24 protein-coding genes, 2 tRNA genes, 1 pseudogene and 1 riboswitch are annotated in these 24796 nt (G+C 66.9%); of the genes and pseudogenes, 17 read left to right on the top strand and 10 right to left on the bottom strand.

The genetic code is table 11. The features are described from left to right. Nucleotides 1–131: 131 nt before the first annotated feature. The 3 genes and pseudogenes from CEY09_RS12845 to CEY09_RS12835 form a co-directional block, all read left to right on the top strand. Nucleotides 132–422, top strand: a pseudogene (locus CEY09_RS12845) (AMP-binding enzyme); the annotation flags it as partial. Next, the gene (locus CEY09_RS12840) at nucleotides 419–1210 is read left to right on the top strand and encodes a citryl-CoA lyase (RefSeq protein WP_088588885.1); all 792 of its coding nucleotides are present in this window, start codon (nucleotides 419–421) and stop codon (nucleotides 1208–1210) included. The pseudogene CEY09_RS12845 and the gene CEY09_RS12840, both read left to right, overlap by 4 nt. Continuing rightward, nucleotides 1207–2022: an SDR family NAD(P)-dependent oxidoreductase gene (locus tag CEY09_RS12835; RefSeq protein WP_088588884.1), complete on the top strand. Its 816-nt coding sequence runs from the start codon at nucleotides 1207–1209 to the stop codon at nucleotides 2020–2022. Before CEY09_RS12840 ends, CEY09_RS12835 begins: the two co-directional genes overlap by 4 nt. A gap of 28 nt (nucleotides 2023–2050) precedes the next feature. Here CEY09_RS12835 and CEY09_RS12830 read toward each other — a convergent pair whose 3' ends face one another. Then, the gene (locus CEY09_RS12830; RefSeq protein ID WP_088588883.1) at nucleotides 2051–2845 is read right to left on the bottom strand and encodes a MetQ/NlpA family ABC transporter substrate-binding protein; all 795 of its coding nucleotides are present in this window, start codon (nucleotides 2843–2845) and stop codon (nucleotides 2051–2053) included. Between the two features lie 173 nt (nucleotides 2846–3018). Between CEY09_RS12830 and CEY09_RS12825 the strand changes: the two genes are divergently transcribed. After that, nucleotides 3019–4092, top strand: a complete 1074-nt coding sequence (locus CEY09_RS12825; RefSeq protein WP_088588882.1) for a tetratricopeptide repeat protein — start codon at nucleotides 3019–3021, stop codon at nucleotides 4090–4092. Between the two features lie 42 nt (nucleotides 4093–4134). Here the strand turns inward: CEY09_RS12825 and CEY09_RS12820 are convergent, their stop codons facing one another. The 5 genes from CEY09_RS12820 to hemA all read right to left on the bottom strand — a co-directional run bounded on the left by CEY09_RS12820 (nucleotide 4135) and on the right by hemA (nucleotide 8450). Beyond that, nucleotides 4135–4698 (bottom strand): UbiX family flavin prenyltransferase, encoded by a 564-nt coding sequence (locus CEY09_RS12820; RefSeq protein WP_006227138.1) that lies wholly within the window; start codon nucleotides 4696–4698, stop codon nucleotides 4135–4137. 7 nt (nucleotides 4699–4705) lie between these two features. Then, entirely contained in the window at nucleotides 4706–5032 is a 327-nt protein-coding gene (grxD, locus tag CEY09_RS12815; RefSeq protein WP_006227137.1) for a Grx4 family monothiol glutaredoxin, read from the bottom strand. A 132-nt stretch (nucleotides 5033–5164) separates the two neighbouring features. After that, nucleotides 5165–5998 carry a peptide chain release factor N(5)-glutamine methyltransferase gene (gene prmC, locus CEY09_RS12810; protein WP_088588881.1) on the bottom strand — a complete coding sequence of 278 codons (834 nt, stop codon included), beginning with the start codon at nucleotides 5996–5998 and terminating at the stop codon, nucleotides 5165–5167. Nucleotides 5999–6008: 10 nt separating this feature from the next. Then, nucleotides 6009–7091 carry a peptide chain release factor 1 gene (prfA, locus tag CEY09_RS12805; protein ID WP_088588880.1) on the bottom strand — a complete coding sequence of 361 codons (1083 nt, stop codon included), beginning with the start codon at nucleotides 7089–7091 and terminating at the stop codon, nucleotides 6009–6011. Between the two features lie 84 nt (nucleotides 7092–7175). Further along, complete coding sequence (gene hemA / locus CEY09_RS12800) at nucleotides 7176–8450, bottom strand: glutamyl-tRNA reductase (protein WP_006227134.1); 1275 nt, start codon at nucleotides 8448–8450, stop codon at nucleotides 7176–7178. A gap of 273 nt (nucleotides 8451–8723) precedes the next feature. Here hemA and CEY09_RS12795 point away from each other — a divergent pair. Further along, nucleotides 8724–8799: transfer RNA gene (locus CEY09_RS12795), tRNA-Phe, on the top strand. 131 nt (nucleotides 8800–8930) lie between these two features. Beyond that, a tRNA-Phe gene (locus CEY09_RS12790) sits at nucleotides 8931–9006 on the top strand. Nucleotides 9007–9081: 75 nt separating this feature from the next. Here the strand turns inward: CEY09_RS12790 and CEY09_RS12785 are convergent. After that, nucleotides 9082–9387, bottom strand: coding sequence for a type II toxin-antitoxin system RelB/DinJ family antitoxin (locus tag CEY09_RS12785; RefSeq protein WP_088588879.1), 306 nt, complete (start codon nucleotides 9385–9387; stop codon nucleotides 9082–9084). A gap of 166 nt (nucleotides 9388–9553) precedes the next feature. Continuing rightward, nucleotides 9554–9645: riboswitch (TPP riboswitch) on the top strand. A gap of 69 nt (nucleotides 9646–9714) precedes the next feature. Here CEY09_RS12785 and CEY09_RS12780 point away from each other — a divergent pair. From CEY09_RS12780 to CEY09_RS12750, 7 genes are read left to right on the top strand one after another with little or no spacing between them, the layout of a single operon-like run. Continuing rightward, on the top strand, nucleotides 9715–10797 hold the full coding sequence (locus CEY09_RS12780) for a LuxE/PaaK family acyltransferase (protein WP_088588878.1): 1083 nt from the start codon (nucleotides 9715–9717) through the stop codon (nucleotides 10795–10797). Further along, a complete protein-coding gene (locus CEY09_RS12775) occupies nucleotides 10794–12254 on the top strand; it encodes an acyl-CoA reductase (protein ID WP_088588877.1) in 1461 nt (486 codons plus the stop codon). The genes CEY09_RS12780 and CEY09_RS12775 overlap by 4 nt, the downstream gene beginning before the upstream one ends. Beyond that, nucleotides 12251–13015: an ABC transporter ATP-binding protein gene (locus CEY09_RS12770; protein WP_088588876.1), complete on the top strand. Its 765-nt coding sequence runs from the start codon at nucleotides 12251–12253 to the stop codon at nucleotides 13013–13015. The genes CEY09_RS12775 and CEY09_RS12770 overlap by 4 nt, the downstream gene beginning before the upstream one ends. Next, a complete protein-coding gene (locus CEY09_RS12765; RefSeq protein ID WP_088588875.1) occupies nucleotides 13012–13776 on the top strand; it encodes an ABC transporter permease in 765 nt (254 codons plus the stop codon). Before CEY09_RS12770 ends, CEY09_RS12765 begins: the two co-directional genes overlap by 4 nt. A 20-nt stretch (nucleotides 13777–13796) precedes the next feature. After that, the gene (locus CEY09_RS12760; RefSeq protein ID WP_088588874.1) at nucleotides 13797–14798 is read left to right on the top strand and encodes an ABC transporter substrate-binding protein; all 1002 of its coding nucleotides are present in this window, start codon (nucleotides 13797–13799) and stop codon (nucleotides 14796–14798) included. 1 nt (nucleotide 14799) lies between these two features. Then, nucleotides 14800–15579: a 3-oxoacyl-ACP reductase gene (locus CEY09_RS12755; protein ID WP_088588873.1), complete on the top strand. Its 780-nt coding sequence runs from the start codon at nucleotides 14800–14802 to the stop codon at nucleotides 15577–15579. A 44-nt stretch (nucleotides 15580–15623) separates the two neighbouring features. Beyond that, entirely contained in the window at nucleotides 15624–18086 is a 2463-nt protein-coding gene (locus CEY09_RS12750; RefSeq protein WP_088588872.1) for a mechanosensitive ion channel family protein, read from the top strand. Between the two features lie 16 nt (nucleotides 18087–18102). On the opposite strand, the gene CEY09_RS12745 is transcribed toward CEY09_RS12750, so the two are convergent. After that, nucleotides 18103–19275, bottom strand: a complete 1173-nt coding sequence (locus CEY09_RS12745) for a M20 aminoacylase family protein (protein WP_088588871.1) — start codon at nucleotides 19273–19275, stop codon at nucleotides 18103–18105. A gap of 151 nt (nucleotides 19276–19426) precedes the next feature. Here CEY09_RS12745 and CEY09_RS12740 point away from each other — a divergent pair, with 151 nt between their 5' ends. Together CEY09_RS12740 and CEY09_RS12735 are read left to right on the top strand one after the other, a co-directional pair. Further along, nucleotides 19427–20350 carry a LysR family transcriptional regulator gene (locus CEY09_RS12740; protein ID WP_088588870.1) on the top strand — a complete coding sequence of 308 codons (924 nt, stop codon included), beginning with the start codon at nucleotides 19427–19429 and terminating at the stop codon, nucleotides 20348–20350. Nucleotides 20351–20538: 188 nt separating this feature from the next. Beyond that, nucleotides 20539–21450, top strand: coding sequence for a tripartite tricarboxylate transporter substrate binding protein (locus CEY09_RS12735; protein ID WP_234818282.1), 912 nt, complete (start codon nucleotides 20539–20541; stop codon nucleotides 21448–21450). A gap of 64 nt (nucleotides 21451–21514) precedes the next feature. Here the strand turns inward: CEY09_RS12735 and CEY09_RS12730 are convergent, their stop codons facing one another. Beyond that, entirely contained in the window at nucleotides 21515–21985 is a 471-nt protein-coding gene (locus CEY09_RS12730; RefSeq protein WP_088588869.1) for an Lrp/AsnC family transcriptional regulator, read from the bottom strand. Between the two features lie 192 nt (nucleotides 21986–22177). On the opposite strand from CEY09_RS12730, the gene CEY09_RS12725 reads away from it, so the two are divergent. Beyond that, nucleotides 22178–22822: a LysE family translocator gene (locus CEY09_RS12725; RefSeq protein WP_088588868.1), complete on the top strand. Its 645-nt coding sequence runs from the start codon at nucleotides 22178–22180 to the stop codon at nucleotides 22820–22822. Between the two features lie 65 nt (nucleotides 22823–22887). Continuing rightward, nucleotides 22888–23793, top strand: a complete 906-nt coding sequence (locus tag CEY09_RS12720; RefSeq protein WP_088588867.1) for an EamA family transporter — start codon at nucleotides 22888–22890, stop codon at nucleotides 23791–23793. 12 nt (nucleotides 23794–23805) lie between these two features. On the opposite strand, the gene CEY09_RS12715 is transcribed toward CEY09_RS12720, so the two are convergent. Further along, on the bottom strand, nucleotides 23806–24786 hold the full coding sequence (locus CEY09_RS12715; RefSeq protein WP_088588866.1) for a Bug family tripartite tricarboxylate transporter substrate binding protein: 981 nt from the start codon (nucleotides 24784–24786) through the stop codon (nucleotides 23806–23808). Nucleotides 24787–24796 lie beyond the last annotated feature (10 nt).

The following is a 24796-nucleotide window of genomic DNA, read 5'->3' as shown; positions in this document are numbered from 1 at the left end:
TCCCGATACCCCCTTTGGGGGTACAACTGGGGGTACTTCCAGCGATTCCCGCAAAGCCCGTGGCCCGATTTCCCCGCGAAACCTAGCGTTCACGGCCCTTTGCCGACCGATCAACGTCTAAACGTGTGATCAACGTCTATCCCGTGGATGTCGAAAACGCGCTGTCCTCGCACCCCGCGGTGTACGAATGCTCGGTGTTCGGCCTGCCCGACGACAAGTGGGGCGAAGCCGTCCACGCGGCCGTGCAGTTCCACCCCGGCGCACAGGCCGATGCCGACGCGCTGAAGGCCCACGTGCGCGCGCTGCTGGGTCCGGTGGCCACGCCCAAGCAATTCCATATCCATGACAGCCTGCCGCGCTCCAGCGTCGGCAAGGTCCTGAAGAACGCCGTGCGCGACGCCGCGCAAAAGGAGACGCCATGAACACGCCCGAAACCCGCCTCTGCGCCCATCACCTTACCGGGATGTCGTACCGCGACGTCGACCTGGTCGAAGACCTGATCGGCAAGAAGACCTTCACCGAAGTCATGATCATGCAGATCCTGGGCCGCGACGCGCGCCCGGTGGACATGCGCATCGTCGATGCCGTGCTGGTGACGCTGATGGAGCACGGCATGACGCCCAGCGCCATCGCCACGCGCCTGATCTACATGAGCGCGCCCGAAAACCTGCAGGGCGCGGTCGCCTCCGGCCTGATGGCGGTGGGCAGCCAGTTCGTCGGCACCATGGAAAACTGCTCGCGCCTGCTCGACCGCATCAAGCAAGCGCCAGACGGCCGGGCCGAGGCGCTGGCCATCGCGCGCGAATTCCGCGAACAGCGCCGCGCCCTGCCTGGTTTCGGCCACCACCTGCACAAGCCCGACGACCCGCGTTCGATCAAGCTGCTGGCGTTGGCCGAGGCCGAGCCGGATCTGGACGGTGCATCGCTGAACGCGCTACGCCTGCTGGCCGCAGCAGTGGACGAGACCTATGGCAAACACATCACCATCAACGCCACGGGCGCGGTGGCCGCGCTGCTCAGCGAGATCGGCGTGCCGACCGACCTGATGCGCGGGTTCGCCGTGATCTCGCGCGCCGCCGGCCTGGTCTCGCACGTGGCCGAAGAACAGCAGAGCCCGTCGGGCCGCTACATCTGGGAAACCATCGACCACGCCATCCCCTACGTGGGCCGCGGCAAGACACACCAGCAAGACGGCGGGGAATCGGCATGACGACGGCCGGCACCGACACGCGCCTGGCCGGCAAGATCGCGCTGGTGGCCGGCGCCGGCACATCGGCCGCTGGCTGGAGCATCGGCCGCGCCAGCTGCGTGACACTTGCGCGCCAAGGCGCGGCCATCGTGGCGTTGCACGCCAACCTGGCCGCCGCCGAAGACGCCGCGCATGAAGTCGCATTGGCGGGAGGCAGCGCCTTGGCCGTGCAGGCAGACGTGGCCGACCCGGACGCCATGCAGGCCGCGGTGGATGCCGCGCTGCGCCGCTACGGGCGCATCGATATCCTGCAAGCCAACGCGGGCATCGGCAAGGTGGGCGGGCCGGAAGATATTTCGCTGGAAGACTGGGACCGCATCCAGCAAGTGAACGTGACCAGCCTGCTCATCGCCACGCGTCTGCTGGCGCCGCTGATGCGCAATCAAGGCGGCGGCGCGATCGTCACGGTGTCGTCCATCGCGGGCATCCGGTACACCGGCTATCCGCACCTGGCGTACAGCGTCAGCAAGGCCGCCGTGATTCATTTCGCGCGCATGGCGGCGCAGCAATACGCCGCCGACGGCATCCGTGTGAACACCGTCATCCCCGGCCTGATCGATACGCCGCGCGTGGCGCAGAACGTGGCGCGCATGTTCGATCCCGATGATCTCCAGGCGGCGCTGGCCGCGCGCGACAAGCAAGTGCCGATGGGCCGGATGGGCACGCCCTGGGAGGTCGCTAAAGCGGTGGCGTTCCTGGCGTCGGACGACGCGTCTTACATCACCGGCACCGAGCTGCTTGTCGATGGCGGGCTGACGGGGAAATACGCCTGACGGGCCGACCCGCCAGGCGCGGCTCCGCTTACCAGGACGTCGAGTAAGCGCCGGGGAACTGCTTGGCCACGAACGCCTTCACTTCATCCGACTGGTAGGCCTTGATGAAGCGGGCGATGCGCGGATCGTTCTTGTTGTCTTCGCGCGCGGCGATCACCACGGCGGCAAACGGCGCGTCCTTGCTTTCCAGGGCCAGCGCGTCCTTGGCGGGCGACAGGCCCGCGGGGATGGCGTAGGCGGAATTCACGGCCGCCGCGTCCACATCCGACAGCGAATGCGGCAACTGCGCCGCTTCGATTTCGATGAACTTCAGGTTCTTGGGGTTCTCGACCACATCGAACAGCGACGCAGTCACCGTGACACCATCCTTCAGCTTGATCAGCTTGGCGGCCTGCAGCACCAGCAGCGCGCGGGCGCCGTTGGTCGGGTCATTCGGAATGGCTACCTTGCCGCCCTGCGGCAGGTCGTCCAGCGACTTCAGGCGCTTGGAATAGATGCCCATCTGCTGCACCACGGCGGTCGCCACAGGCACCAGCTTGTAGCCGCGCGCCTTGTTCTGCGAGTCCAGGAAAGGCTTGTGCTGGTAGATGTTCAGGTCCAGCTCCTTGGCATCCAGCGCGGCGTTCGGCTGGATGAAGTCGCTGAATTCGATCAGCTTCACTTTCAGGCCGTCCTTGGCCGCCACCTGCTGCACCACTTCGCCGATCTGCGCGTGCGGGCCGACAGTCACGCCCACCTTTAGTTCGGCGTCCTGCGCCATGGCCGGGCCGGCGGCAATACTGATCAACGAGGCAAGAACGGCCAGGGAATGGCGAAGGCGCATGATGGGACTCTACGGAAAGGAAGAATGACCCGCGATTCTAGTGAGCGTCCCTCAAAACCGGAAGCGATGAATATTCATATTGATATGCGCAAAACCATATAAGACATGCCGCCATGACAAGCCCGCGCCATGCGGACACAATAGCGGCTGCATTCATTCATCACGCCAACGCCATGCCCACGTCAAACGAACTCCATCCGCAGGCCCGCGCCCTGCTCGCCGACCACTACGCCGCCGTCGATGAGGACCTGCCTGCGCTGCTGGACCTGCTGTTCGCGCGCAGCGCCGGAGAAGACTGGCACAAGGCGGGCACGTTCAAGCACCACCTGCTGGGCGTGTACCGCACACTGACGCTGTGGAACCAGCCGCGCGAGGTGCGCCTGCTGGGCCTGTTCCATAGCGTCTACGGCAACGAATACGTGGACCTGACGCTGTTCGACCGCGAACGCGAGCGCTCCACCTTGCGCGAGGTGTTGGGCACGGAAGCCGAAGAATGGGTCAGCCTGTTCTGCGCAATGCCGCGCACGAAATTCGTGCAGGCCGTGCTGCAGGGCCAGGGTGCAGGCAACGATGGACTGCCGCTGGAGGGCGCCGACGGCCAGATGTTCACCTTCACACCGCGCCAGGTCGCCGCCTTCATCGTGGTGTCCGCCGCCGACATCGGCGAGCAATGGCACAGCTGGCAGGACGAGATCTTCGCCGGCTATCCGCAGCAGCAGCGCCGCGACCTGAAATCGAATTGGGCCTCGTCGCTGTGGCCCGGCCCGTTGAAGCCGCCGTCGAACATCCTGTCGATGCTGTCGCATCTGCTGGCGCCGCTATCGCGCATGCCCGCAGACACCGGCATCCCCCTCCCGCCCGCGTTCGACCAATGCCGCGCCACGCTCAGCCCGCGCGACGAAGCGGCCGCCAGCGCGCTGTACTGGCAGGTCATCACGCGCATGCATCCGCTGACGGAAATGGACAGCGCCCGCCATCTGCTGGAAGCCGCGGTCGCGCACAACCCGTGGGTGGGCGAACCGCGGCTGCTGCTGGCACAGTTGGCGTTGACGTCGGGTGATTTCGATGCCGCCGAGCAGCATGCGGCCGCCGGACTGGCGGCCTTGCAGGCGTGGGGCACCGCATGGGACAAGCGCATCGAATGGGCAGGCTGGATGGCCTGGGCCCGCATCGAACTGCAGAACGCCCGCGCGCGCCAATGGCCGGAAAACTTGGCCGCGCTGAACGGACTGGGGCTGGTGCAGTAGCCAGCAGCAGTGCCGGCCAGACCAGGGTCCCGCGGGGCCCTGCTACTTCATGCCTTCCCAATGCGGGCCGGGCACGACGATGTCGAAGAGCTCCAGCACGCGCGCCACCGTGTGGTCCACCATCTCTTCGATGGAGGCCGGCCGGTGGTAGAAGGCCGGTAGCGGCGGAAACACGATGCCGCCCATTTCAGTCACGGCCGTCATGTTGCGCAGGTGCGCCAGGTTGAAGGGCGTCTCGCGCACCATCAGCACCAGGCGCCGGCGTTCCTTCAAGGTAACGTCGGCCGCTCGGGTAATGAGGTTATCGGACAGGCCGTGGGCCACGGCCGCCAGCGTACGCATCGAGCACGGCACGATCACCATGCCCGCCGTCTGGAACGCGCCGCTGGCCAGCGTGGCACCCACGTCGCGCACGGAGTGCACGTGGTCGGCCAGCGCATAGATGTCGTGGCGGCTGACATCAAGCTCATGCTTGATGTTCAGCACGCCGGACGCGGACACCACCAGATGCGTCTCGACATCGTCCACGCCGCGCAGCGCTTGCAGCATGCGCACCGCATAGAGCGCGCCGGTCGCGCCCGTGATGCCGATGACCAGTCGCCGCATGGACGACTTAGGCCGTGGCGCCGGATTGCTCCAGCAGCGTCTTCAGTTCGCCGGATTCGTTCATCTCATTCATGATGTCCGAGCCGCCGATGAACTCGCCCGCCACGTACAGCTGCGGGATGGTGGGCCAGCTGGAGAATTCCTTGATGCCCTGGCGGACTTCGTCGTCTTCCAGCACATTGACGGTAACCAGCTTCTTCACGCCACAGCCCTTCAGGATCTGGATGGCCTTGCCGGAAAAGCCGCATTGCGGGAATTGGGCGGTGCCCTTCATGAACAGCACGACGGGGTGCTGGGTCACGGTTTCGCGGATGAATTCTTGAACGTCGCTCATGGTGGTCTCTTGGACAGGCATAACGGAATACGCCAATTATAGGTACAGCCGGGGAAACCGCCCGGATTACCCGGATGCGGCGCCGGCCTATGTCGGGAATTCAGGGGCGGAATCTGTAACAAGCGGCGCCGGTCAGCGCCCGGCGGCCCGCCAGCGCCCGCCAGAAATGCGTTCGATTCCGGCCAGGTCCTGGCAGCTGCGCACGTCTTCGAAGCCGGCGGCGGCCAGTAAATCGCGCACCGCCTGCGCCTGGTCCCAACCATGCTCCATCCACAGCGCGCCGCCCGGCTTCAGGTGCCGGCCGGCCCCCGCCACGATATGGCCCAGGTCCTCCAGGCCGCCAGCGCCATCGGTCAGCGCCCCCCGCGGCTCGAAACGCAGATCGCCCTGGTCCAGGTGCGGATCGTCGCTGGCCACGTAGGGCGGATTGGACACGATCAGGTCGAAGCCTTCGCCCGCAGGCACGGCCTCGTACCAGTTGCCTTCCACGAAGCGCACCGACGCGGTCAGCTCCCAGGCATTACCGGCGGCAACCGCCAGCGCGGCGGCGCTGACATCCGAGGCCATCACCCGTGCATCGCGGCGGGCCAGGGCGATCGAGATCGCAATCGCGCCGCTGCCCGTGCCCAGGTCCAGCACGGCGGGGCCCGCCACGCCGGCCACGCATTCCAGCGCGGTCTCCACCAGCACTTCGGTATCGGGGCGCGGAATCAGTACGTCGGGCGTCACGCGGAACCGGTGCCCCATGAACTCGCGGTGGCCCAGCAGATAGGCCATGGGCTCGCCGGCCACGCGCCGCGCAAGCAAGGCCTCGTAGGCGGCCGCCACCTGGGGCTCCAGCGGATCGGTGTCATGCGCCAGCAGCCACGCGCGCGGCTTGCCCAGCACGTGCTCCAGCAGCATGCGCACTTCCAGGCGCGGCAGCCGGGTGTCGGCCAGCAAGCTGTTCAACTGGGTCTGGGTCATGGCGCGCGCCTCAGATGTCGTCGCCCAGCGCCGCCAGCTGCTCGGCCTGGTGTTCGGCGATCAGCGCGCCGGTCAGTTCTTCCAGATCGCCTTCCATGATCTGCTGCAGCTTGTACAGCGTCAGGTTGATGCGGTGATCCGTCACGCGGCCCTGCGGGAAGTTATAGGTGCGGATGCGCTCGGACCGATCGCCCGTGCCGATCAGGCTCTTGCGCTCGGCGGCTTCCTTGCTTTGCCGTGCTCGCGTTTCCTGATCTTTCAGGCGCGCGGCCAGCACTTGCATGGCCTTGTCCTTGTTGCGGTGCTGCGAACGGTCGTCCTGGCATTCCACCACCAGCCCGGTGGGCAAGTGGGTGATGCGCACGGCCGAATCGGTCTTGTTGATGTGCTGGCCGCCGGCGCCGCTGGCGCGGAACGTGTCGATGCGCAGGTCGCTCGGGTTGATGACGATTTCCGACATCGCGTCAGCTTCCGCCATGATGGCCACGGTGCAGGCCGACGTGTGAATGCGGCCCTGCGCCTCGGTGGCGGGCACGCGCTGCACGCGGTGCGCACCGGATTCGAACTTCAGGCGGCCGTAGGCGCCGTCGCCGTCGATCCGCGCGATCACTTCCTTGTAGCCGCCCAGCTCCGACGCGCTTTCCGACATCAGTTCCACGCGCCAGCCGCGCGTTTCCGCGTACCGCGTGTACATGCGCAGAAGGTCGCCGGAGAACAGCGCGCTTTCGTCGCCACCCGTGCCCGCGCGGATTTCCAGGAACACGCTGCGGCCGTCATTGGGGTCGCGCGGCAGCAGCAACAGCTGCAACGCGCTTTCCAGGCCTTCCAGCTTGCCACGGCCCGATTTGATCTCGTCTTCCGCCATCGCCTTCATATCGGGGTCCGACAGCATTTCCTGCGCGGTCGCCAGGTCTTCCTCGGTCCGAGCGAAGGCGGTGAACGCCTCGACCACGGGTTCCAGTTCGGCGCGTTCGCGCGAAAGCTTGCGGAAACGGTCCATATCGGACGCGGTTTCCGGTTGGGCCAGCAACGCGTCCACCTCGGTCAGGCGGTGACACAGATGCTCCAGCCGGCTGCGCATGGATGATTTCATGGGGGAATGACCAAAGAGAAGACAGGAATAGCGGGCGCCCACAAGACGAACGCCCGCCAGGAGGCGGGACGTGGGACAGATTCGCTAACGGCGGGAGTCGCGGCCGGGGAAAAGGCGCGGCATCCAGGCAAGCAGCTGCTTGCGCTCGTCGCCTTCGCTGCGGTTCAGCGCCGCCAGCGGGCCGTGCAGGTATTTTTGCGTCAAGCCGTGCGCCAGCTGTTCCAGCACGGCTTCGGGCGATTCGCCGCGCGCCAGCAGGCGGCGCGCGCGTTCCAGTTCGGCGGCGCGGACGTCTTCGGCGGCCTGATGCAGGTCGCGGATGACGGGCACCACTTCGCGGGATTGCATCCAGTGCATGAAGCCCTGAACGCGGGTTTCGATGATGGCTTCGGCCTGCACGACGGCGGCGCGGCGGGCGTCAGTGCCGGTCTGCACCAGGCGACCCAGGTCGTCCACCGAGTACAGGTAGACGTCGTCCAGGCGGCCGACTTCGGGTTCGATGTCACGCGGCACGGCCAGGTCGATCATGACCATTGGGCGGTGGCGGCGCAGGCGCGTAGCCCGTTCCACCATCCCCAACCCGAGGATGGGCAGGGAGCTTGCCGTACAGGACACGATGACGTCGAATTCCGAGAGGCGGTCGGTCAGGTCCGACAGCTTCATGGTGCTGGCCGAGAAGCGGTTGGCCAGGATTTCGGCGCGTTCGGCCGTGCGGTTGGCCACGACCATGCTGCGCGGACGCTGCGCGGCGAAGTGCGTGGCGCACAGTTCGATCATTTCGCCCGCGCCGATGAACAGCGTGCGGGCCTGGTCCAGATTGCCGAACACGCGCTCGGCCAGGCGAACGGCGGCGGCGGCCATGGACACGGACTGCGCGCCGATGGCGGTTTGGGACCGCACTTCCTTGGCGACCGAGAAGGTGCGCTGGAACATCTGGTGCAGCAAGGTGCCCAGCGATCCGGCTTCGCCGGCGGCGCGCACGGCGTCCTTCATCTGGCCCACGATCTGGGTTTCGCCCAGCACCATGGAATCCAGGCCGCTGGCCACACGGAAGGCGTGGCGGACGGCGTCGTCTTGATGGTGGCGATACAGGTGCGGGCGCAGCGTGCCGGCGTCCAGGCGGTTGTGTTCAGCCAGCCAGGCGGGCAACTGATCGGCAACGTGGCCGTCAGCAGCGCAGTAGATTTCGGTGCGGTTACAGGTGGACAGGATGGCGGCTTCGCGGACCGAGCCGCCAAACGCCGAACGCAGGCCTTCCAGCGCGGGCTTGACCAGATCGACGGGCATGGACACGCGTTCGCGAACCGAAACCGGCGCGGACGTGTGATTCAGACCGAAGGCGAGGACAGCTACCGACATGAGTAAGCGTGAAGAACTGCCACCAAGAACAATGCGTCAGGTGTGGGGACGATACTGCGGAAAGTTCCCCAAGCCGTAACAGCAGACCGTTAAAGATTATACCCCTGCGGGTTATCCCCAGGCCAATCCGCCCCCTTGCCGCGACCCTGCGTCGCACCCTTGCGTGCCATTCTCCCAACACTTGGCGCAAGCGCTCCGGCCAAAAGGGATAGAGGATTTTTCCGCCCTGGCTGGCGCGCGGCCAGAAATTTGTGTATAGTTGCGGACTTCGTTGGCCTGGTAGCTCAGTCGGTAGAGCAGAGGATTGAAAATCCTTGTGTCGGTGGTTCGATTCCGCCCCAGGCCACCAAAAGAATTATCGGGATCGAATACCGGAGTCGCGGCAGCCAGACAGACAACTGAAGGCAACCGAAGACTACCGACAACAGATCCCGAAAAAGCCCAGCCGCCGCGCTGGGCTTTTTGCAAAGCGTACGTGTTGGCCTGGTAGCTCAGTCGGTAGAGCAGAGGATTGAAAATCCTTGTGTCGGTGGTTCGATTCCGCCCCAGGCCACCAACATTTCCTCCTAGCGCCGATACTCAGCCACTGAGTTCCTCCGGCCTTCCATCGCCAGCGCTGACCACTCCACCTTCACGTCTTGCCCTCGGCTTTGCGCAGAGCGGCGGCGCGGCGTTTGGCGAAGTGGGCTGAGGCCTCTTCATTGGGCACGGCTGGCCGCGTGTCGCTCAAGGCTTCTTGCACTTTGGCGCGAAACCAGGCGTCATGCGCGGCAGGGTCCACGGCAAAATTGAACGGCAGCGTTCCTTCATTGGCCACGCGGGTCAACAGAATACGCACGGCATCCGACACGGTCAGGCCCATGTTGTTGAGCACTTGCGTGGCGCGCGCTTTCAGAACGGGGTCGAGGCGGGTTTGAACAAGAGCGGTGGCGGGCATGGCGGGCCTCCTGGTGGACTAGACTTGGGATTCCCGCATTGTAATTCAATTGAATTACACAAAACCGCTGTCAAATACTTGATCCAAAACCAAGGTGGACATCCTGAACCCGAACCCATGACATGGTTGCCCGGAAAAGGGGGAAGTCCCATTGCAGGGTAAAATCGATCCTGCTCCGGGGTGCACGCCAGTGCTGAGATTCAGACCCGCGAACTTGACCCGGTTCATGCCGGCGTAAGAAGAGCATTCGCCTTGTCCTGCCGCGCCCCTGCGCCGCTTGCGCAGGCGGGCTTCGGAGCTTCCCTGTACTGGAATCAACGAACGCCCATGAACAACGTCGCCCCGCCGGTCGCGGAACTACTCGAATTCATCGCCCAGGACGGCTGCACCGACGAGCAGTTCGATCAGCTCGCGCTGCGCCTCTTCGCCTATCAGTACGGCGCCAGCGCCCCCTATCGCAGTTTCTGCCAGCGCCGCGGCGCGACAGTGCGCAACGTGAAAACGTGGAGCGACATTCCGGCCGTGCCCATCGACGCCTTCAAGGCGATGGAGCTGCGCTGCGAGCCGCCCCGTCCTGACGAGCGCGTGTTCATGACCAGCGGCACGACGCGCGCCGATATGCGCGGGCGGCATTTCCATCCGCACCTGGACGTGTACGACCTGTCCATGACCCGCAATTTCGACAAGCGCGTCATGCGGGGCACGCCTCGTTTGCCGATGGGGATCTTGTTCCCGGATGAAATCGCGATGCCCAATTCGTCGCTGGCGCATTATCTGGCGCTGGCGAAGTCCGCCTTCGGCACGGAAGACAGCCGCTATTTCATGTCGCCGCAGGGCATCGACCTGGACGGCTTGTGGCGCCGGCTGGAAGAGGCCGAGCGCCGGGGCGAACCTTACGCGCTGCTGGGCGCCAGCTTCAGCTTCGTGCATGTGATCGATGCGCTGCGCAAGGAAGGCCGCGCGTTCCGCCTGCCGCCGGGCAGCCGCATCCTGGACACCGGCGGCTACAAAGGCCAGTCGCGCGAACTGCCGTTGGACACGTTCTATTCGGAACTGTCGGACCTGCTGGGCGTGCCGCGCACGCTGTGCATCAACATGTACGGCATGACGGAACTGAGCACGCAGTTCTATGACGACGGCAATGCCGTCGTGCCGTCGGTCAAGTCGGGGCCGCACTGGATCCGTTCGCGCCTGGTCGATCCGGCCACCGGCCGCACCGTGCCGGCCGGTGAACGCGGCATCCTGGCGCACTGCGATTTGGGCAACTTCAATTCGGTCAACACCATCCTGACGGAAGACGTCGGCCTGCCGGCAGACGGCGGCTTCCTGCTGCTGGGCCGCGCCGAGGGCGCGCAGGCCAAGGGATGCTCGCTGGCGGTGGAAGAATTCATCCGGTCGGCAACGCCATGAACACGGTCCGGGTCGAGGCCGGATACCTGCCGGGACTGGCTGCGGCCGACGTCCAATGGCAGACCCTGCCGTTCGAGCAGGATGGCCAGCGCGTCGACGTCGCGGTGCCGGTGTTGACCGCGCTGCAGATGCAGGCGATTGCCGAGCGCGTCAAACGCGCCAGCGCGCAGCACCTGAAGACGATGACGGTGTCGGAGATCATCGCAGTCATCGACCGCGCCATCGCCCGCCTGCTTGACCCCAACGACCCGTACCGGCGGCAGGCCGACGCGCTGCTGCCGATCGTCAGCGGCTACGACGTTGAGATGGTGCGCCTGGGCCTGACCGGCTTTTTCAAGACATTCCGCGCGCCGCAACTGCACCGCTTCGTGGCCGAAGACTTCGCCAACCCCAAAGTACTGGACGGCTTCCAGCCTGCCGCCAAGGGCGGCGCGGTGCGCGCCTACGGTCCGCAGCTGCTGGCGCATAGCTGGGCGGGCAACGTGCCCGCGCTGGCGTTGTGGAGTCTGGTCTGCGGGCTGCTGGTGAAGGCCGGCAACATCGGAAAACTGCCCAGCGCCGAGCCGCTGTTTGCAGGCTGGTTCGCGCGCTTGCTGGCCGAGGTGCACCCGCCGCTGGCCGATTGCCTGGCCGTGGTGTGGTGGCGCGGCGCGGGCGACGAAGACGCGTCGGCGCTCTATGCCCAGGCCGATACGGTCGTGGCTTACGGCGGCAACGACGCGCTGCACGCCATCCAGCGCCGCCTGCCGGTCACGGCACGCTTTCTGGCGCACGGGCACAAGCTGGGTTTCGGCGTGGTCAGCGCAATGGCGCTGGATGCCCAGAAGGCGCCCGCCTTGGCCCGGCGCGCCGCGTGGGACGTGATGCGCTACGACCAGCAGGGATGCTATTCGCCGCACGTGTTCTATGTGCAACGCGGCGGCCCGGTTTCGCCGCGCGATTTCGCGGGCTACCTGGCGGGCGAGCTGTCGAATCTGCAGCGGCGCTTTCCACGGCGCGCGCTGGATTTGGAAGAATCTGCCGCCGCGGCGAAATGGCGGCAGTCGATCGAATGGACGCTGACCCCGGACGGCGCAGACGCGCTGATCGGCGACATGGAAACGGCATGGAGCGTGGCCTACATCGATGAGGCGGCCTCCCTGGCGCCGACCGCTCTGCAGCGCAGCATCACGGTGGCAGGCATCGACGCGCTGGACGAGGTGGCGCCGCTAGTGGCGTGCCGCCGCGAATTCCTGCAGACCGCCGGCGTGGCCGCCACGCCGGAAGAGCTCTACCGCCTGGCCGAACAACTGGGCACGGCAGGCGTCACCCGCGTGAGCGCCATCGGCGCGATGAGCGTGCCCGAAGCCGGCTGGCATCACGATGGCCGCTTCAATTTGCTGGATCTCGTCCGCATGACTGAAATCGAGCAGTCCGCCGAAGCCGCGGCCGATCCGTTCGCGTCCTACGAGCCATGAACGCCGCTGTGACCAGGCCTTTTCTGGACATCGAACGGGCGGTCTATACCTACCCGGGCCGCCCACCCATCGTCGACGGTATCGATTGGCGACTGGAGGCCGGTGGATTTCATTGCCTGGTCGGACGCAGCGGCTGCGGCAAGACGACGCTGCTGAAACTGGCCGCCGGCCTGCTGAGGCCGCAGTCCGGCCACATCCGCCTGTGGGACGGTACGCCCGCCGCCCCCGGGCCGCAGTTGGGCTATGTGTTCCAGGCCCCTACGTTGCTGGAATGGCGCCGCGTGATCGACAACGTGCTGCTGCCCGTGTTGCTGCAACGCCGTCCGTCTTCGGAGGACACCGCGCACGCGCACGAACTGCTGGCGATGCTGGGCCTGTCCGACCATGCCCAGCATTACCCCCGGCAACTGTCCGGCGGACAGCAGAGCCGGGTGGCACTGGCGCGGGCACTGATCCTTGCGCCGGCCCTGCTGTTGTTGGACGAGCCCTTCGCGGCATTGGATGCCATCACGCGCGGCGAGCTGCAGGACGACCTGATGCGGATGTGCCGCCTGCGCAAGACAACGGTGCTGTTCGTCACGCACGACATCAGCGAAGCCGTCTACCTCGGCGACCGCGTCGCGGTCATGCACCAAGGCCGCATGGTGGCCGACCTGCACGTGGACTTGCCCGCGCCGCGCACGCAGTCCATGCGGCACGGCGCCGCGTTCAATGCATATTGCGCACAGGTGTTCGAATTCATGAACGGGGCCCGCCCATGAAGCCCGCCTTCACGTCTCGCTTTTTGGCGGTCGCGCTGCTGGTCGTCCTGATGGGCGCTTGGGAGGCGGTTGTCAGGCAAGCGGGCATTTCCGCGCTGGTGCTGCCCGCCCCTTCCGCCGTGGCCACGACGCTGTGGACGAGCCTTGCCACCGGCTATCTGTGGCCGCACATCGGCGCCACGCTGGCCGAAATGCTGTTGGGGCTGGCGCTGGGCGGCGCAGCCGGCCTGGCGATGGGCGTGGCGTTGGCGGAATCGGCCTTGCTGGATCGCGTGCTCAAGCCCTACGTCATCATCAGCCAGGTCGTGCCCAAGCTGGCGCTGGCGCCGCTGTTCGTGCTGTGGTTCGGCTTCGGCATGGCGCCCACCGTCGTCATGACCGCGCTGATCTGCTTCTTCCCCTTGATGGAAAACACGCTGACCAGCTTGAGGCAGGTGGATCCGAACCGGCTGCAGCTGTTCCGCATGCTGGGCGCCTCGCGCGCGCAGACCTTGCTGCGCCTGAAACTGCCCGCGGGGCTGCCCGGCATCCTGGCCGGGCTGCGCGTGGCCCTGGTGCTGGCACTGGTCGGCGCCGTGGTGGGCGAATTCATCGGCGCCAGCCGCGGGCTGGGCGCCGTCATCATCGCTGCGCAGGGCATGATGGACACGCCCCTCATGTTCGCGGCGCTGACGGCCATCGCCGCCATCGGGCTGCTGGGCTATCAGGCCACGCTGATGCTGGAGCGGCGCTTGCTGCGCCCCTACGCCGATCACTCATGACATTCTTCAGGACTCGACCCATGCTCCCCTCCCCCACCCGCCGCGCGCTGCTGACCGCAGCCGCGAGCCTCGCCGCGGCGTCCCTGGCGCCGGCGGCCGCACGCGCCCAAGACGCCGCCGCAGGCAAGGTCACGTTGGCCGGCTGGAGCAAGCCCATCAGCGAAATCACCAACCTGCTGGCCGAGCCCGACAAGGGCTTCTTCAAGGCGCAGGGCGTGGAGCTGGTCTACCTGCCCGGCGCGGGCGGCGGTGACGCCATCCGCAACATCCTCAGCGGCCAGGCCGACGTGGCTTTCACCGACCCGGGCTCGTTCTTCATGGCCCTGGACAAGGGCGAGAAGCTGCGCGCCATCTATGACATCTATCCGCAGAACGTCTTCAACGTGGTGTCGCTGAAGTCCGCCAACATCACACGGCCGGCAGACCTGAAGGGCAAGCGCATCGGCGTCTACAGCCTGGCCAGCGGCACGCGCCAGAACCTGCTGGTGATGCTGCACCAGGCCGGCCTGACCGAAGCCGACGTTGAAATCGTCGTGACGGGCGTACTGAACTTCGCTCCGCTGCTGCAAGGCCAGGTCGACGCCACCGCGGCCACCGACACCGGCCTGCTCGTGGGGCGCCGGCGCGGCCTGGGCGAGGTCAATGTGATGGAGGTGCGCGACACCCTCAACGTGTCCAGCGACCTGTTCGTGGCGAGAGAATCCGTCCTTCAGCAAAAGCTGCCGCTGCTGCGCGCGTTCCTGAAGGCGTACCGCGACAGCGCCGCATGGATGATCGCCCAGCCGGAAGAAGCCGCAACGCTGGCCGGCAAGCGCGCCATCGACGGCACCGACCGGGCCATCAACCTGGAAGTGATCCGGCTGCGCAATGCGGCCTCGATCGCTTCCGGCGGCCGTCCGCTGGGCACGCTGGATCTGGACCTGCTGCAAAAGGCCGCCGATGCCTACCGCGAGCTGGGCCTGATCCAGAATCGCATCGACGTGGCCGCCGCCGTCGACACCAGCCTGCTGCCGGCAGCCTGACATGAGCGCCGCCCTGAAGTTCACAGGCAAGGTGGTGCTGGTGACCGGCGCCAGCCGCGGCATCGGCGCCGAAATCGCCCGCAGCTTTGCGCGGGAAGGCGCGACGGTGGTCGTCAACTACCTGAGCAATGCCGAGGCGGCCGAGGCCGTGGTCGCGCAATGCCAGGCCGCTGGCGGCGACGCCTGGGCCGTGCAGGCCGATGTCGGCTCGCCGGAGGCGGTGAGCGCCATGGTCGACGGCATCGTGCAGGACGCGGGCCGCCTGGATATCGTGGTCAACAACGCCTTGCGCCATTACGCGTTCGATCCCCGGCGGCGCACCGCGTTCGACGCCATCGGCTGGCAGGACTACCAATCGCAGTTCGACGGCGCCGTCGGTGCGGCGTTCAACGTCTGCCGCGCCGCACTGCCGCATTTCAAGCAGCGCGCGCAAGGCGCCATCGTCAACATCGCCAGCAACCTGGTCGAGCATCCGGTGGTGCCGTATCACGACTACACCACCGCCAAGGCGGCATTGGTGGCGTTCAGCCGCAACCTGGCCACCGAACTGGGCCCCTACGGCATCCGCGTGAACTGCGTCGCCCCCGGGCTGGTCTACCCGACCCAGGCCAGCAGCGATACCCAGGAGTCGTTCCGCGAGCAGTTGATCGCCGCCACGCCGCTGCGACGCATCGCCCGGCCGGAGGACGTTGCCGGCCCCGTGCTGTTCCTGGCGTCCGACTGGAGCGGATTCATGACCGGACAGGTGCTGTTCGTGGACGGCGGACTGGTGATGCGCTAGAGTGGGTAGCCCCCTGGTTCGCCGCATCCCAACGGAGTCGCGACATGCGCGTCCGAGCACGAATCCTCCACTGCCTGTTCGGACTGCTGCTTGGCCTGCCCGGCCTGGCAAACGCGCAAACGGCCTCGACGCCGGCGGCGCCCGCCCCTGCTCCGCCCGAGGCCATCCAGATGGCGGACATCCCGCTGCGGGCGGATACCGACTTGCGGTACGCCGAAGGCGTGCTGCAACGCGTCGCCACGGCCGACCCGGGCGCGGCGTTCACGCCCGCGCTGGACGCCATCGCCAAGTCCGCCGACGAAAAGCTCTATGAATTCCAGCCCGCCCAGCTGCGCACCCTGCCCATCATGCGGGTGGAAAGCCTGGAGCGGCATTGGCTGTTTGACGCCCACCGGCTGGCGCGTTGGCGATCAGACCTGCGTCAGGCCACCTCCTGGTACGCCAGCGACGCGGCGGAATTGTTCCGGCGGCGCGCCGCGTGGCAGGCGACCAAGGACGCCGCGGGTGCGGCCAACCTGCCGCCCGCGCTGACCGACCGCATGGATGCGGTGCTGGCGCAGTTGACCGCGGCCGGGCAGGCCTTGTCCGGGCCGCTGTCGCGGCAAGCCGAACTGGAGCAGCGTGCCGCCGCCATCGAGGAACGGATCAAGGCCGGCCAGCGTTCGGTGACCGACGCCATCGACTACATCGATTCCCGCCTGATGCGCGTGGATTCGCCCCCGTTGTGGGCCCTTAGCCAAACACCGGATTCGAGCCAGGACACGATGGCGCTGCTGCGCACGGGGCTGGACATCGAAGTGCGTTTCGCCCGCGATTACAACGCGGCCGAAAGCGGCAACCAGCGCGCGCTGCGCCTATTGCAGCTGGTGCTGCTGCCGCTGCTGCTATGGCTGGCGCGAAAAAGCCGGGACGCGATCCGGGCGGGCGTCATGAGCGAAACCGCGGCCGGCGTGCTTGGGCGCCCCCTGTCGACGTGGCTGCTGCTATCCATGCTGGGCGTGCTGGCGCTGGAGCCGGATGCCCCCTTAATGGTGCAGCAGGTCGCGCTGGTATTGGCGGCCGTGCCTGTGCTGCGCTTGCTGCCGCCCTCGGTCCGCCGCCAGATGGATCAGTGGCCGCACGTCATCACCGGCCTGTTCCTGGCAGAGCGCCTGGGGTTTCTGTTCCTGGCCAACACGCTGTTCTACCGGCTTTCCACCGTGGCGTTGACTGCCGTCGCGCTGGCCGCCATCCTGTGGTTGATGCGCCGCGGCCACAAGGCGGTGCCCGTCGCCCCCACGCGGCAGATGCGCGCCTTGCGGGCCATCGCCTGGGGCGCCGCGGCGCTGCTGTGCGCGTCGCTGGCCGCCAACCTGTTCGGCAATGTGTCCCTGGCCGAAATGTTGACCAGCGCCGTCATCGGCAGCGGCTACTTCGGGCTGGTGCTCTACGCGGGCGTCACCGTCATCACCACGCTGCTGCAACTGCTGCTAGCGCGTCAGGGGATCTCTCGCTTCCGGCTGGCGCGCGAGCATGCGCCGCCGCTGGTGCAACTGCTGATCCGCCTGTTGACCGCGGCCGCCGCCGTGGGTTGGGCGGTCTACGCGATGGACCGCTTCCGGGTACTGCGGGCGACCTACGCCTTCGTCGCCGAACTGCTGTCTTACACGCTGGCCGTCGGGACGATCTCGATCAGCCTGGGCAACATCCTGGTGTTCCTGATCTCGGTGGTGATCGCGTTCTGGGCCGCGCGCACCATCCGCCTGGTCCTGCACGACGAGGTGCTGACGCGCATGGCGCTGCCTCGCGGGGTGGGCAACAGCATCGCGTCGCTGACCTATTACCTGGTGCTGCTGCTGGGCCTGGGCATCGCGCTGTCGGCGGCGGGCTTCCAGACCAGCCAACTGACCATCGTGTTTGGCGCGTTGGGCGTGGGCATCGGCTTCGGCCTGCAGAACGTGGTGAACAACTTCGTGTCGGGCCTGATCCTGATGTTCGAACGCCCGATCCAGCCCGGCGATGTCGTGGACATCAGCGGCACGTCGGGGCAAGTGCGCGAGATCGGGATGCGGGCCACGCGGATCAAGACTTTCGAAGGCGCCGACGTGATCGTGCCGAACGGCACCTTGCTGTCCGAAAAACTGACGAACTGGACCATGCTGGACCGCAGCCGCCGCATCGAAATCAGCGTCGGGCTGGCATACGGCACCGACCCTGCGCAGGTGATCGCGCTGCTGAACGGCGTGGCGCGGCAAACGCCCGGCATCGTGGCCGACCCGGCGCCCGTGGTGCTGTTCATGGGCTTCGGCGCCAGCACGCTGGACTTCAGCCTGCGCGCCTGGACCACCGATTTCGACCGCTGGATCGATATCCGCAGCGACATGCTGACGGGCATGTACACGGCGCTGAAACAGGCCGGCATCGAGATCCCGTTCCCGCAGCGCGACCTGCATCTGCGCAGCATTTCGGACGAGGCCGGCGCCATGCTGGCGACACGGCCGCCGCCAGCAGCCACCGAATCCGGCTGAACCGTAGCGCCGCGGCTTATGCCGGCATCGCTTCCTTCACCAGTTCCACCCAATAGTGCGCGCCCAAGGGCAGGATGTCGTCGTTGAAATCGTAGTACGGGTTGTGCACAGGCGGATTGTCCCGCCCTGGCCGCGCCGCACCCACGAAGACATACGCGCCGGGGCGCTGCTCCAGCATGTAGGCGAAATCTTCCGAGCCCATCCGCGGCGTGCAGGCCGTGTCCACCTGTTCCGCTCCCACCACCCGCGCGGCCGCCCGGGCGGCCAAGCGCACTTCGGCCTCGGTGTTGATGCATGCGGGATAGCCGCGGAACACCTGCACGTCGATCGTGGTGCCGGAGGTCATGGCCACGCCGGCGCACACCTCGCGCAGCCGGCGTTCGGCCAGGTCGCGCGTGGCGGCCGTCAACGTGCGGCAACTGCCGCGCAGCAGCACGCTGTTGGGCACGACGTTCCACGTGTCGCCCGCGTGAATCTGCGTGAGGCTCAGCGCCAGCGCATCGGTGGGCTTCACGTTGCGGCTGACGATGGTCTGCATGGCGGTGACCACCTGCGCCGCCGCCACGATGGGGTCGACGCCATGTTCGGGCTGGGCTGCGTGGCACCCCTTGCCCGTCACGGTGATCTCGTAGGTATCGCAGTTGGCCATCACGGTGCCCGCGCGGGTTGCCACCGTTCCGAAGGGCAGGTTGGGCGAGTTGTGCAGCGCGAAGACGGCGTCGCAGGGAAACTGCGTGAACAGGCCGTCCCGCACCATCGCCAACCCGCCGCCCGCGTGTTCTTCGGCAGGTTGAAAGATGAAATGCAGCGTGCCCCGCCAGCCGGGATCGCCGGCCAGATGATGCGCCGCGCCCAGCAGCATGGCGGTGTGGCCGTCGTGGCCGCAGCCATGCATCTTGCCGGCGATGGTCGAACGGTGCGAGGCGTCACCCAGCTCTTGCATGTCCAGCGCGTCCATGTCGGCACGCAGGCCGATCACCGGCCCCTCGCCTCGCGTCATCGTGCCCACCACGCCGGTCTGGCCCAACCCGCGGTGAACGACAGCGCCGGCCCGCTCGAGCTCCCGGGCCACCAGGTCAGCCGTGCGGAATTCACAGAAGGCGGTTTCAGGATGCGCGTGCAGATCGCGGCGCCATTCGCGCATTTGATGCAGCAGGTCGGGGCTGACGGGCGATGGGACGATGGCCATGGGGCGGGGTCTCCGTAAGGCGGCTTGGGGGAAATACGGCTACCGACTATAGACAGGCGCGGGTACAAAGCCGATAGCAATGATCAAGTCTTATCGATGCGGTTTTTGCAACGATCCAATCCCACGCCAAGACCGCGGCAAGGAAGCCCTGATGGATGATGTCCTGGAGTTCAAGCGGACGCTGTGTCTGCTGCAAGTCATCGAGACCGGCACGCTGCGCGCCGCGGCCGACCAGTTGAATACCGATCCGTCGGCCATCAGCCGCGCCATCGCCCGGCTGGAGGCGGACACGGGGCTGATCTTGCTGGAACGCCGCGGACGTGGCGTCGTGCCGACCGATGCGGGACGCCTGGTGGCGCTGTTCGCGCGCCGGCAGCAAGACTTGAATGAGTCCTTCCAGGCCGAGGTCAACAACCTGAAAAGCGCCACCCGCGGCCACGTCGAACTGGCGTTGGGCGAAGGGTTCGTCGACATGCTGTGGGAACCCGTCCTACTTTCGTTCGTGCGCGAGCATCCCGACATCACCTACAGCATCCATGTGGCCGGCACCAACGAAACCGTGCGCTGCATCGTGGAGGAACGCGCGCAGATCGCCCTGGCGTTCCAGCCGCCCAACGATATGCGGCTGCGGTCGCACTATTCCCGCGCCGCGCCGATGCGCGTGCACGTGCACAAGGACCACCCGCTGGCGCGCACGCGCCGGGCCTTGCGGCTGGCGGACCTGGCGCCGCACGGCTGGGCCGCGATGGATGAGTCGTTCGGCGTGCGCCAGCACATCCAGGCGGCGGAGCTGGACGAAAACGTCAAGCTCAAGCCGGCGTTGCTGACCAATTCGTTCAAGATCCTGTGGGAGTTCGCCAGCCAGGGGCTGGGCTATGTCGTGAACCCGCTGTCCATGCCGCTGAAAGGCGCGCAGTTTCGCCAGATGGTGTCGCTGCCGCTGGCCAATCCCATCCTGAACAACAGCCGCACGCACGTCATCAGCCTGGCGGGCCGGCACCTGCCGCCCGCGACCGCCAGCATGCTGCGCCACATCCTGAAGACGTTTCCCGCCCTGGAGCCCCGGCGCGCCTGAGCCGTCCGCGCCTGAACCTTACGCACTGATGCAGGCCTCCTCCCAGGCCGGCAGCGCATCGTTGCGGAATTCACAATGATCCGACCGGCCGCCCGACATTGATGCGGGCAAACGCCGCTGCCTAGACTGCGTGAAGCAGTCCGGGAACCCGGCTGCCTCGACAACAGCAATGACAAGGGAGAAGCAGCATGCGTTGGAACCTACCGGCCCGGGCGGCCGCCATTTGCCTGGCGGCCTGCGCTGCCGCCCCGCTGGCGCAGGCCGCGGACTACCCCGGCGACAAGCCCTTGAGCCTGATCGTGCCGTATCCGGCCGGCGGCGCCAGCGATGCCTCGGCGCGGCAGTTCGGCGTGCACATCGCCCATGCGCTCAAGCAGCAGGTCATCGTCGAGAACGTGGGCGGTGGCGCGGGCATGCTGGGCGCGCGCCGCGTGCTGACCAGCGCCCCCTACGGCTACACCTTCCTGCATGGGTCGGCCAACGAAGTCATCCTGAGCCCGTTCCTGAACACGGCGGCCCGCTACAAGCCCGAAGACTTCCGCCTGACCCAGCCCATCAGCGAAGCCACCATCGTGCTGTTGGCGCGCGCTGACTTACCCGTATCGACCGTCGATGACTTCATCGCCTACGCCAAGCGGCCGGGCGCCAAGCCCCTGACCTTCGGCAGCGTCGGGGTGGGTTCCCTGTACCACATCATGACCGAATACCTGGGCCGGCGCGTGGGTGCGGAATTCCTGCACGTGCCCTATCGCGGCGCGGCGCCCGCCTTGCAGGACCTGATCGGCCGCCAGGTCGATTTCGCCGTCCTGCCCTACCAACAGGCGATGGAAGGCATGGCGGCGCAGCAGCAGATAAAGATCCTGACCAGCTTTTCCGACACCTTGCCCCCGCCGCTGGCCAAGCTGCCGCTGATCTCGCAAAGCAAGACCATCCCGGACTTCGTCTACACGATCGCGGGCGGCTACTACGTGCGGCAGGATACGCCGGCGCCAGCCGTGGACACTTTGCGCCGCGCGGTGGGGTATGCGTTGGAGCAGCCCGACCTGCGCGAGCGGATGGAAGCCGAAGGACGGCTGCTGTTGCGGCCGATGAGCCAGTAGGATGCCGACGCCTACGCGGTGGCGCAGGTCGCCAAGTACCGGCAGATGATCGACGCGCTGGGGCTCAAGCCGATGTAGGCATCGGCACCGTCAGCCCGTGCTTCACCCGGTTCATGACCACCAGGGTGGAGAACCGCTTGACGTTGGGGTTGCCCCAGAAGTGGCGCTGGGCGAAGACCTCGTATTCGGCCATGTCGGACATGGTCAGGGTCAGCACGAAATCGACCTCGCCCGTGACTGACAGGCACTGCATGATCTCGGGTGCGCCCGACATCGCGCGCTTGAACTGGTCCAGCTTGTCGGCGCGCTCGCTTTCCAGCGACACCAGCACCACCATCATGATCCCCCGCCCCACGGCGGCGGGATCCACCACCGACACGTCGGCCGTGACCACGCCGGCTTCGCGCAGGCGCTTCATGCGGCGCAGGCATGACACGGGCGACAGGTTCACGCGTGCGGCGACGTCCTGGCTGGTGCGCTGGTTGTCTTCCTGCAGGCTTTGCAGGATCTGAAAGTCAAAATCGTCTAGTTCCATGGGGGCTCGGAACGCGTGGTATCTGGGCGGATAGGGCTACCCGCCAGATTCTAATCCTGCCCGCGACGGAATCCGGCCCCATTTCGACGGGAAACTTCATTTCCGCCCCTGCGGACGCAGGAAATATTCAGGCGGCTTGCTTACACTGGGAGCCTGCCCCCCGCCGCGCGGGATTTCCAGCCGTATCCCGCAATGCCCTCACTCCAGCTTTTCCTGCTTTTCCTTGCCGCCGATGCGGCGCTCAAGCTCACGCCCGGCCCCGACATGGCGCTGACGCTGTCCCGCGGCATGACGCAGGGGTTCCGCCCCGCCTTCCATAGCGTGCTGGGCAATGTGGCGGCCGGCTTCATCCAGGTGCCGGCCGTGGTGCTGGGCCTGGCCTCCGTGCTGCGGGCCTTCCCGGCGCTGTTCGTGGGCATCAAGGCGGCGGGCGGTCTGTACCTGGGTTACCTGGGCATCAAGGCGATCATCCGCTGCGCGCAATCGGCCGAGGTGTCGCTGAGCGCCCGGCCGGGCGACGCCCGCGACGCCTTCTGGCAGGGCTTCATGACGAATCTGCTGAACCCGAAGGTGCTGCTGTTCATGATCGCCTTCCTGCCTCAGTTCACCACGCCGGACAACGGGCCCGTGTGGGTCCAGATGCTGGTGCTGGGCATCACGATGAAGGTGCTGAGCCTGCCCTATGGCAGCTGCTTCGCGTTCGGCGCGTCGCGCATCCGCGGCTGGGTCGGGCGCAATCCGTGGTTCCTGCGGATGCAGCAAGGCCTGCTGGGCGCCATCATGGTCGGCCTGGCCCTGTACGTGCTTTACTCCACCGCCGTGAATCCTGGCCTGTGATGGCTGGACAAGGCCTTTTTTGATCTTGCGCACCGCCCCAACGCTTTGAGCTTCACCTCGCCACCATGACCGCCGCCACCTTGAACACCGGGCAGAACGCCTCGGCCTCCACCCTGCTTCCCACCCTGTCGCTGATCGGCGCCATGGCCTCGCTGTGTATCGGCACCTCGTTCGCCAAGTCGCTGTTTCCCGAAGTGGGCGCGCAAGGCACGACCGCCTACCGCATCGTCATCGGCGCCATCATCCTGATCGCGTTCTGGCGGCCGTGGCGGTTTCCGCTGACCAAAAAGAACGCGGCCAAGATCGCCCTGTACGGCGTCACGCTGGCGTGCATGAACCTGCTGTTCTACATGGCGCTGCGCACGCTGCCGTTGGGCGTGGCGATCGCCATCGAATTCACCGGGCCGCTGACCTTGGCCGTGGTGCTGTCACGGCGCGCGATCGACTTCGTCTGGATCGCTTGTGCGCTGGCCGGACTCGTGCTGCTGATCCCCACCGGCCAATCCATCCATGACCTGGACCCGACGGGCATCGCCTACGCGCTGGCTGCCGCGGTCTGCTGGGCGCTCTACATCATCTTCGGCAAGATGGCCGGCAACGTGCACGGCGGCCAGGCGACGTCGCTGGGCCTGCTGGCGGCCACGATGGTGGCGCTGCCCGTGGGCGCGGCCCATGCGGGCATGGCCCTGCTGGACCCCAAGCTGATCCTGGCCGGCATCGGAGTTGGCATCCTGTCCAGCGCCTTGCCGTATTCGCTGGAAATGGTGGCGCTGCGGCGATTGCCGCAAAAGACCTTCGGCGTGCTGCTCAGCATGGAGCCCGCGATGGGCGCGCTGGCCGGCGTGATCGTGCTGAACGAACACCTGACCCTGACGCAATGGCTGGCTATCTGCGGGATCATCCTGGCGTCGGCCGGTTGCGCGGCCACGGCGCAACGCAGCCGCAAGGCCCAGGTGCCGGCGCCCGACTAAGGGCATGCGCCTTCAGTCGGCCGATATGCCCTTGTGGCGGATCACCGCGCCCCAGCGGTCGCGTTCGTCACGCGCATAGGTGAAGAACGCATCCGGCGTGCTGCCGGCGGGTTCCATGCCTTGCAACATCAATTGCTTGACCACCTCCGGCGACTGCAGTGCCGCCACGATGGCGCGGCTGATTTTTTCCACGATAGGCTTGGGCGTGCGAGCCGGGGCCACCACGCCTTGCCAGGCCGCGGCTTCCAGGGGATAGGCGCCGGCCTCTCCGAAGGTCGGCACGTCGGGCAGCAACGCCGAACGTTGCACGGCCGGCACGGCGATGGCGCGCAGCTTGCCCGCCTGGATCAACGGCCGCGCGGCGGCCAGGTCGGCCATCATCAGGGGCACGACCCCCGACGCCACGTCCTGCAAAGCGGGCGGCGTGCCCTTATACGGGATGGCCGTGGCCTGCCCGCCGAATGTCTGCAGGAACAGTTCCATGGCCAGATGGTGCGGACTGCCCACGCCCAGCGAGGCGTAGCTGGCCTGCTTGCCGCTGCGCAGATACATCAAGACGTCGGTCATGGTGGTCAGGTCGGATGCCGGCGAGGCCACCAGGACAATGGGCAGGTTCACCAGCGTGGACACCATCGACAGATTGCGGAACGGATCGTAAGGCAGGTTCTTGTACAACGACGGGTTCAGCGCCAGGGTGCTCATGCCTGCCGTCATGAGCGTATAGCCGTCCGGCGCGGCGCGGGCCGTTTCCTGCGCGGCGACGATAGTGGCGGCGCCGGGGCGGTTTTCAACCACCACCGTCTGGCCCAGCGTGGCGCCCACGTGCTTGGCGACGATGCGGGTAGCCAGGTCGCTGCCGCCGCCGGGGCTGAACGGCACCAGCCAGCGGATCGGGTGGTCCGGATATTCCGCGGCGGGCGCGCTGGCGGAAAACGCAGCGGCGGCTGACAGCGCCGCCGCCAGCAACGCCCGGCGGATGGTGCTTGTAGTCATGACCTGTCTC

Source organism: Achromobacter marplatensis (assembly GCF_002209535.1).
GTDB lineage: Bacteria > Pseudomonadota > Gammaproteobacteria > Burkholderiales > Burkholderiaceae_B > Achromobacter > Achromobacter marplatensis.
The sequence above is the reverse complement of the archived record's forward strand: the minus strand, read 5'-3'. Positions and strand labels throughout refer to the sequence as shown.

Coding starts and splice junctions, on each gene's coding strand:
- CEY09_RS12745 (WP_088588871.1), bottom strand. CDS start 19,275: ATGGCCATCGTCCCATCGCCCGTCAGCCCCGACCTGCTGCATCAAATG.
- CEY09_RS12735 (WP_234818282.1), top strand. CDS start 20,539: ATGCGTTGGAACCTACCGGCCCGGGCGGCCGCCATTTGCCTGGCGGCC.
- prfA (WP_088588880.1), bottom strand. CDS start 7,091: ATGAAATCATCCATGCGCAGCCGGCTGGAGCATCTGTGTCACCGCCTG.
- grxD (WP_006227137.1), bottom strand. CDS start 5,032: ATGAGCGACGTTCAAGAATTCATCCGCGAAACCGTGACCCAGCACCCC.
- CEY09_RS12730 (WP_088588869.1), bottom strand. CDS start 21,985: ATGGAACTAGACGATTTTGACTTTCAGATCCTGCAAAGCCTGCAGGAA.
- CEY09_RS12750 (WP_088588872.1), top strand. CDS start 15,624: ATGCGCGTCCGAGCACGAATCCTCCACTGCCTGTTCGGACTGCTGCTT.
- CEY09_RS12775 (WP_088588877.1), top strand. CDS start 10,794: ATGAACACGGTCCGGGTCGAGGCCGGATACCTGCCGGGACTGGCTGCG.
- CEY09_RS12770 (WP_088588876.1), top strand. CDS start 12,251: ATGAACGCCGCTGTGACCAGGCCTTTTCTGGACATCGAACGGGCGGTC.
- CEY09_RS12720 (WP_088588867.1), top strand. CDS start 22,888: ATGACCGCCGCCACCTTGAACACCGGGCAGAACGCCTCGGCCTCCACC.
- CEY09_RS12765 (WP_088588875.1), top strand. CDS start 13,012: ATGAAGCCCGCCTTCACGTCTCGCTTTTTGGCGGTCGCGCTGCTGGTC.
- CEY09_RS12740 (WP_088588870.1), top strand. CDS start 19,427: ATGGATGATGTCCTGGAGTTCAAGCGGACGCTGTGTCTGCTGCAAGTC.
- CEY09_RS12760 (WP_088588874.1), top strand. CDS start 13,797: ATGCTCCCCTCCCCCACCCGCCGCGCGCTGCTGACCGCAGCCGCGAGC.
- CEY09_RS12840 (WP_088588885.1), top strand. CDS start 419: ATGAACACGCCCGAAACCCGCCTCTGCGCCCATCACCTTACCGGGATG.
- CEY09_RS12835 (WP_088588884.1), top strand. CDS start 1,207: ATGACGACGGCCGGCACCGACACGCGCCTGGCCGGCAAGATCGCGCTG.
- prmC (WP_088588881.1), bottom strand. CDS start 5,998: ATGACCCAGACCCAGTTGAACAGCTTGCTGGCCGACACCCGGCTGCCG.
- CEY09_RS12725 (WP_088588868.1), top strand. CDS start 22,178: ATGCCCTCACTCCAGCTTTTCCTGCTTTTCCTTGCCGCCGATGCGGCG.
- CEY09_RS12785 (WP_088588879.1), bottom strand. CDS start 9,387: ATGCCCGCCACCGCTCTTGTTCAAACCCGCCTCGACCCCGTTCTGAAA.
- CEY09_RS12820 (WP_006227138.1), bottom strand. CDS start 4,698: ATGCGGCGACTGGTCATCGGCATCACGGGCGCGACCGGCGCGCTCTAT.
- CEY09_RS12715 (WP_088588866.1), bottom strand. CDS start 24,786: ATGACTACAAGCACCATCCGCCGGGCGTTGCTGGCGGCGGCGCTGTCA.
- hemA (WP_006227134.1), bottom strand. CDS start 8,450: ATGTCGGTAGCTGTCCTCGCCTTCGGTCTGAATCACACGTCCGCGCCG.
- CEY09_RS12825 (WP_088588882.1), top strand. CDS start 3,019: ATGCCCACGTCAAACGAACTCCATCCGCAGGCCCGCGCCCTGCTCGCC.
- CEY09_RS12755 (WP_088588873.1), top strand. CDS start 14,800: ATGAGCGCCGCCCTGAAGTTCACAGGCAAGGTGGTGCTGGTGACCGGC.
- CEY09_RS12830 (WP_088588883.1), bottom strand. CDS start 2,845: ATGCGCCTTCGCCATTCCCTGGCCGTTCTTGCCTCGTTGATCAGTATT.
- CEY09_RS12780 (WP_088588878.1), top strand. CDS start 9,715: ATGAACAACGTCGCCCCGCCGGTCGCGGAACTACTCGAATTCATCGCC.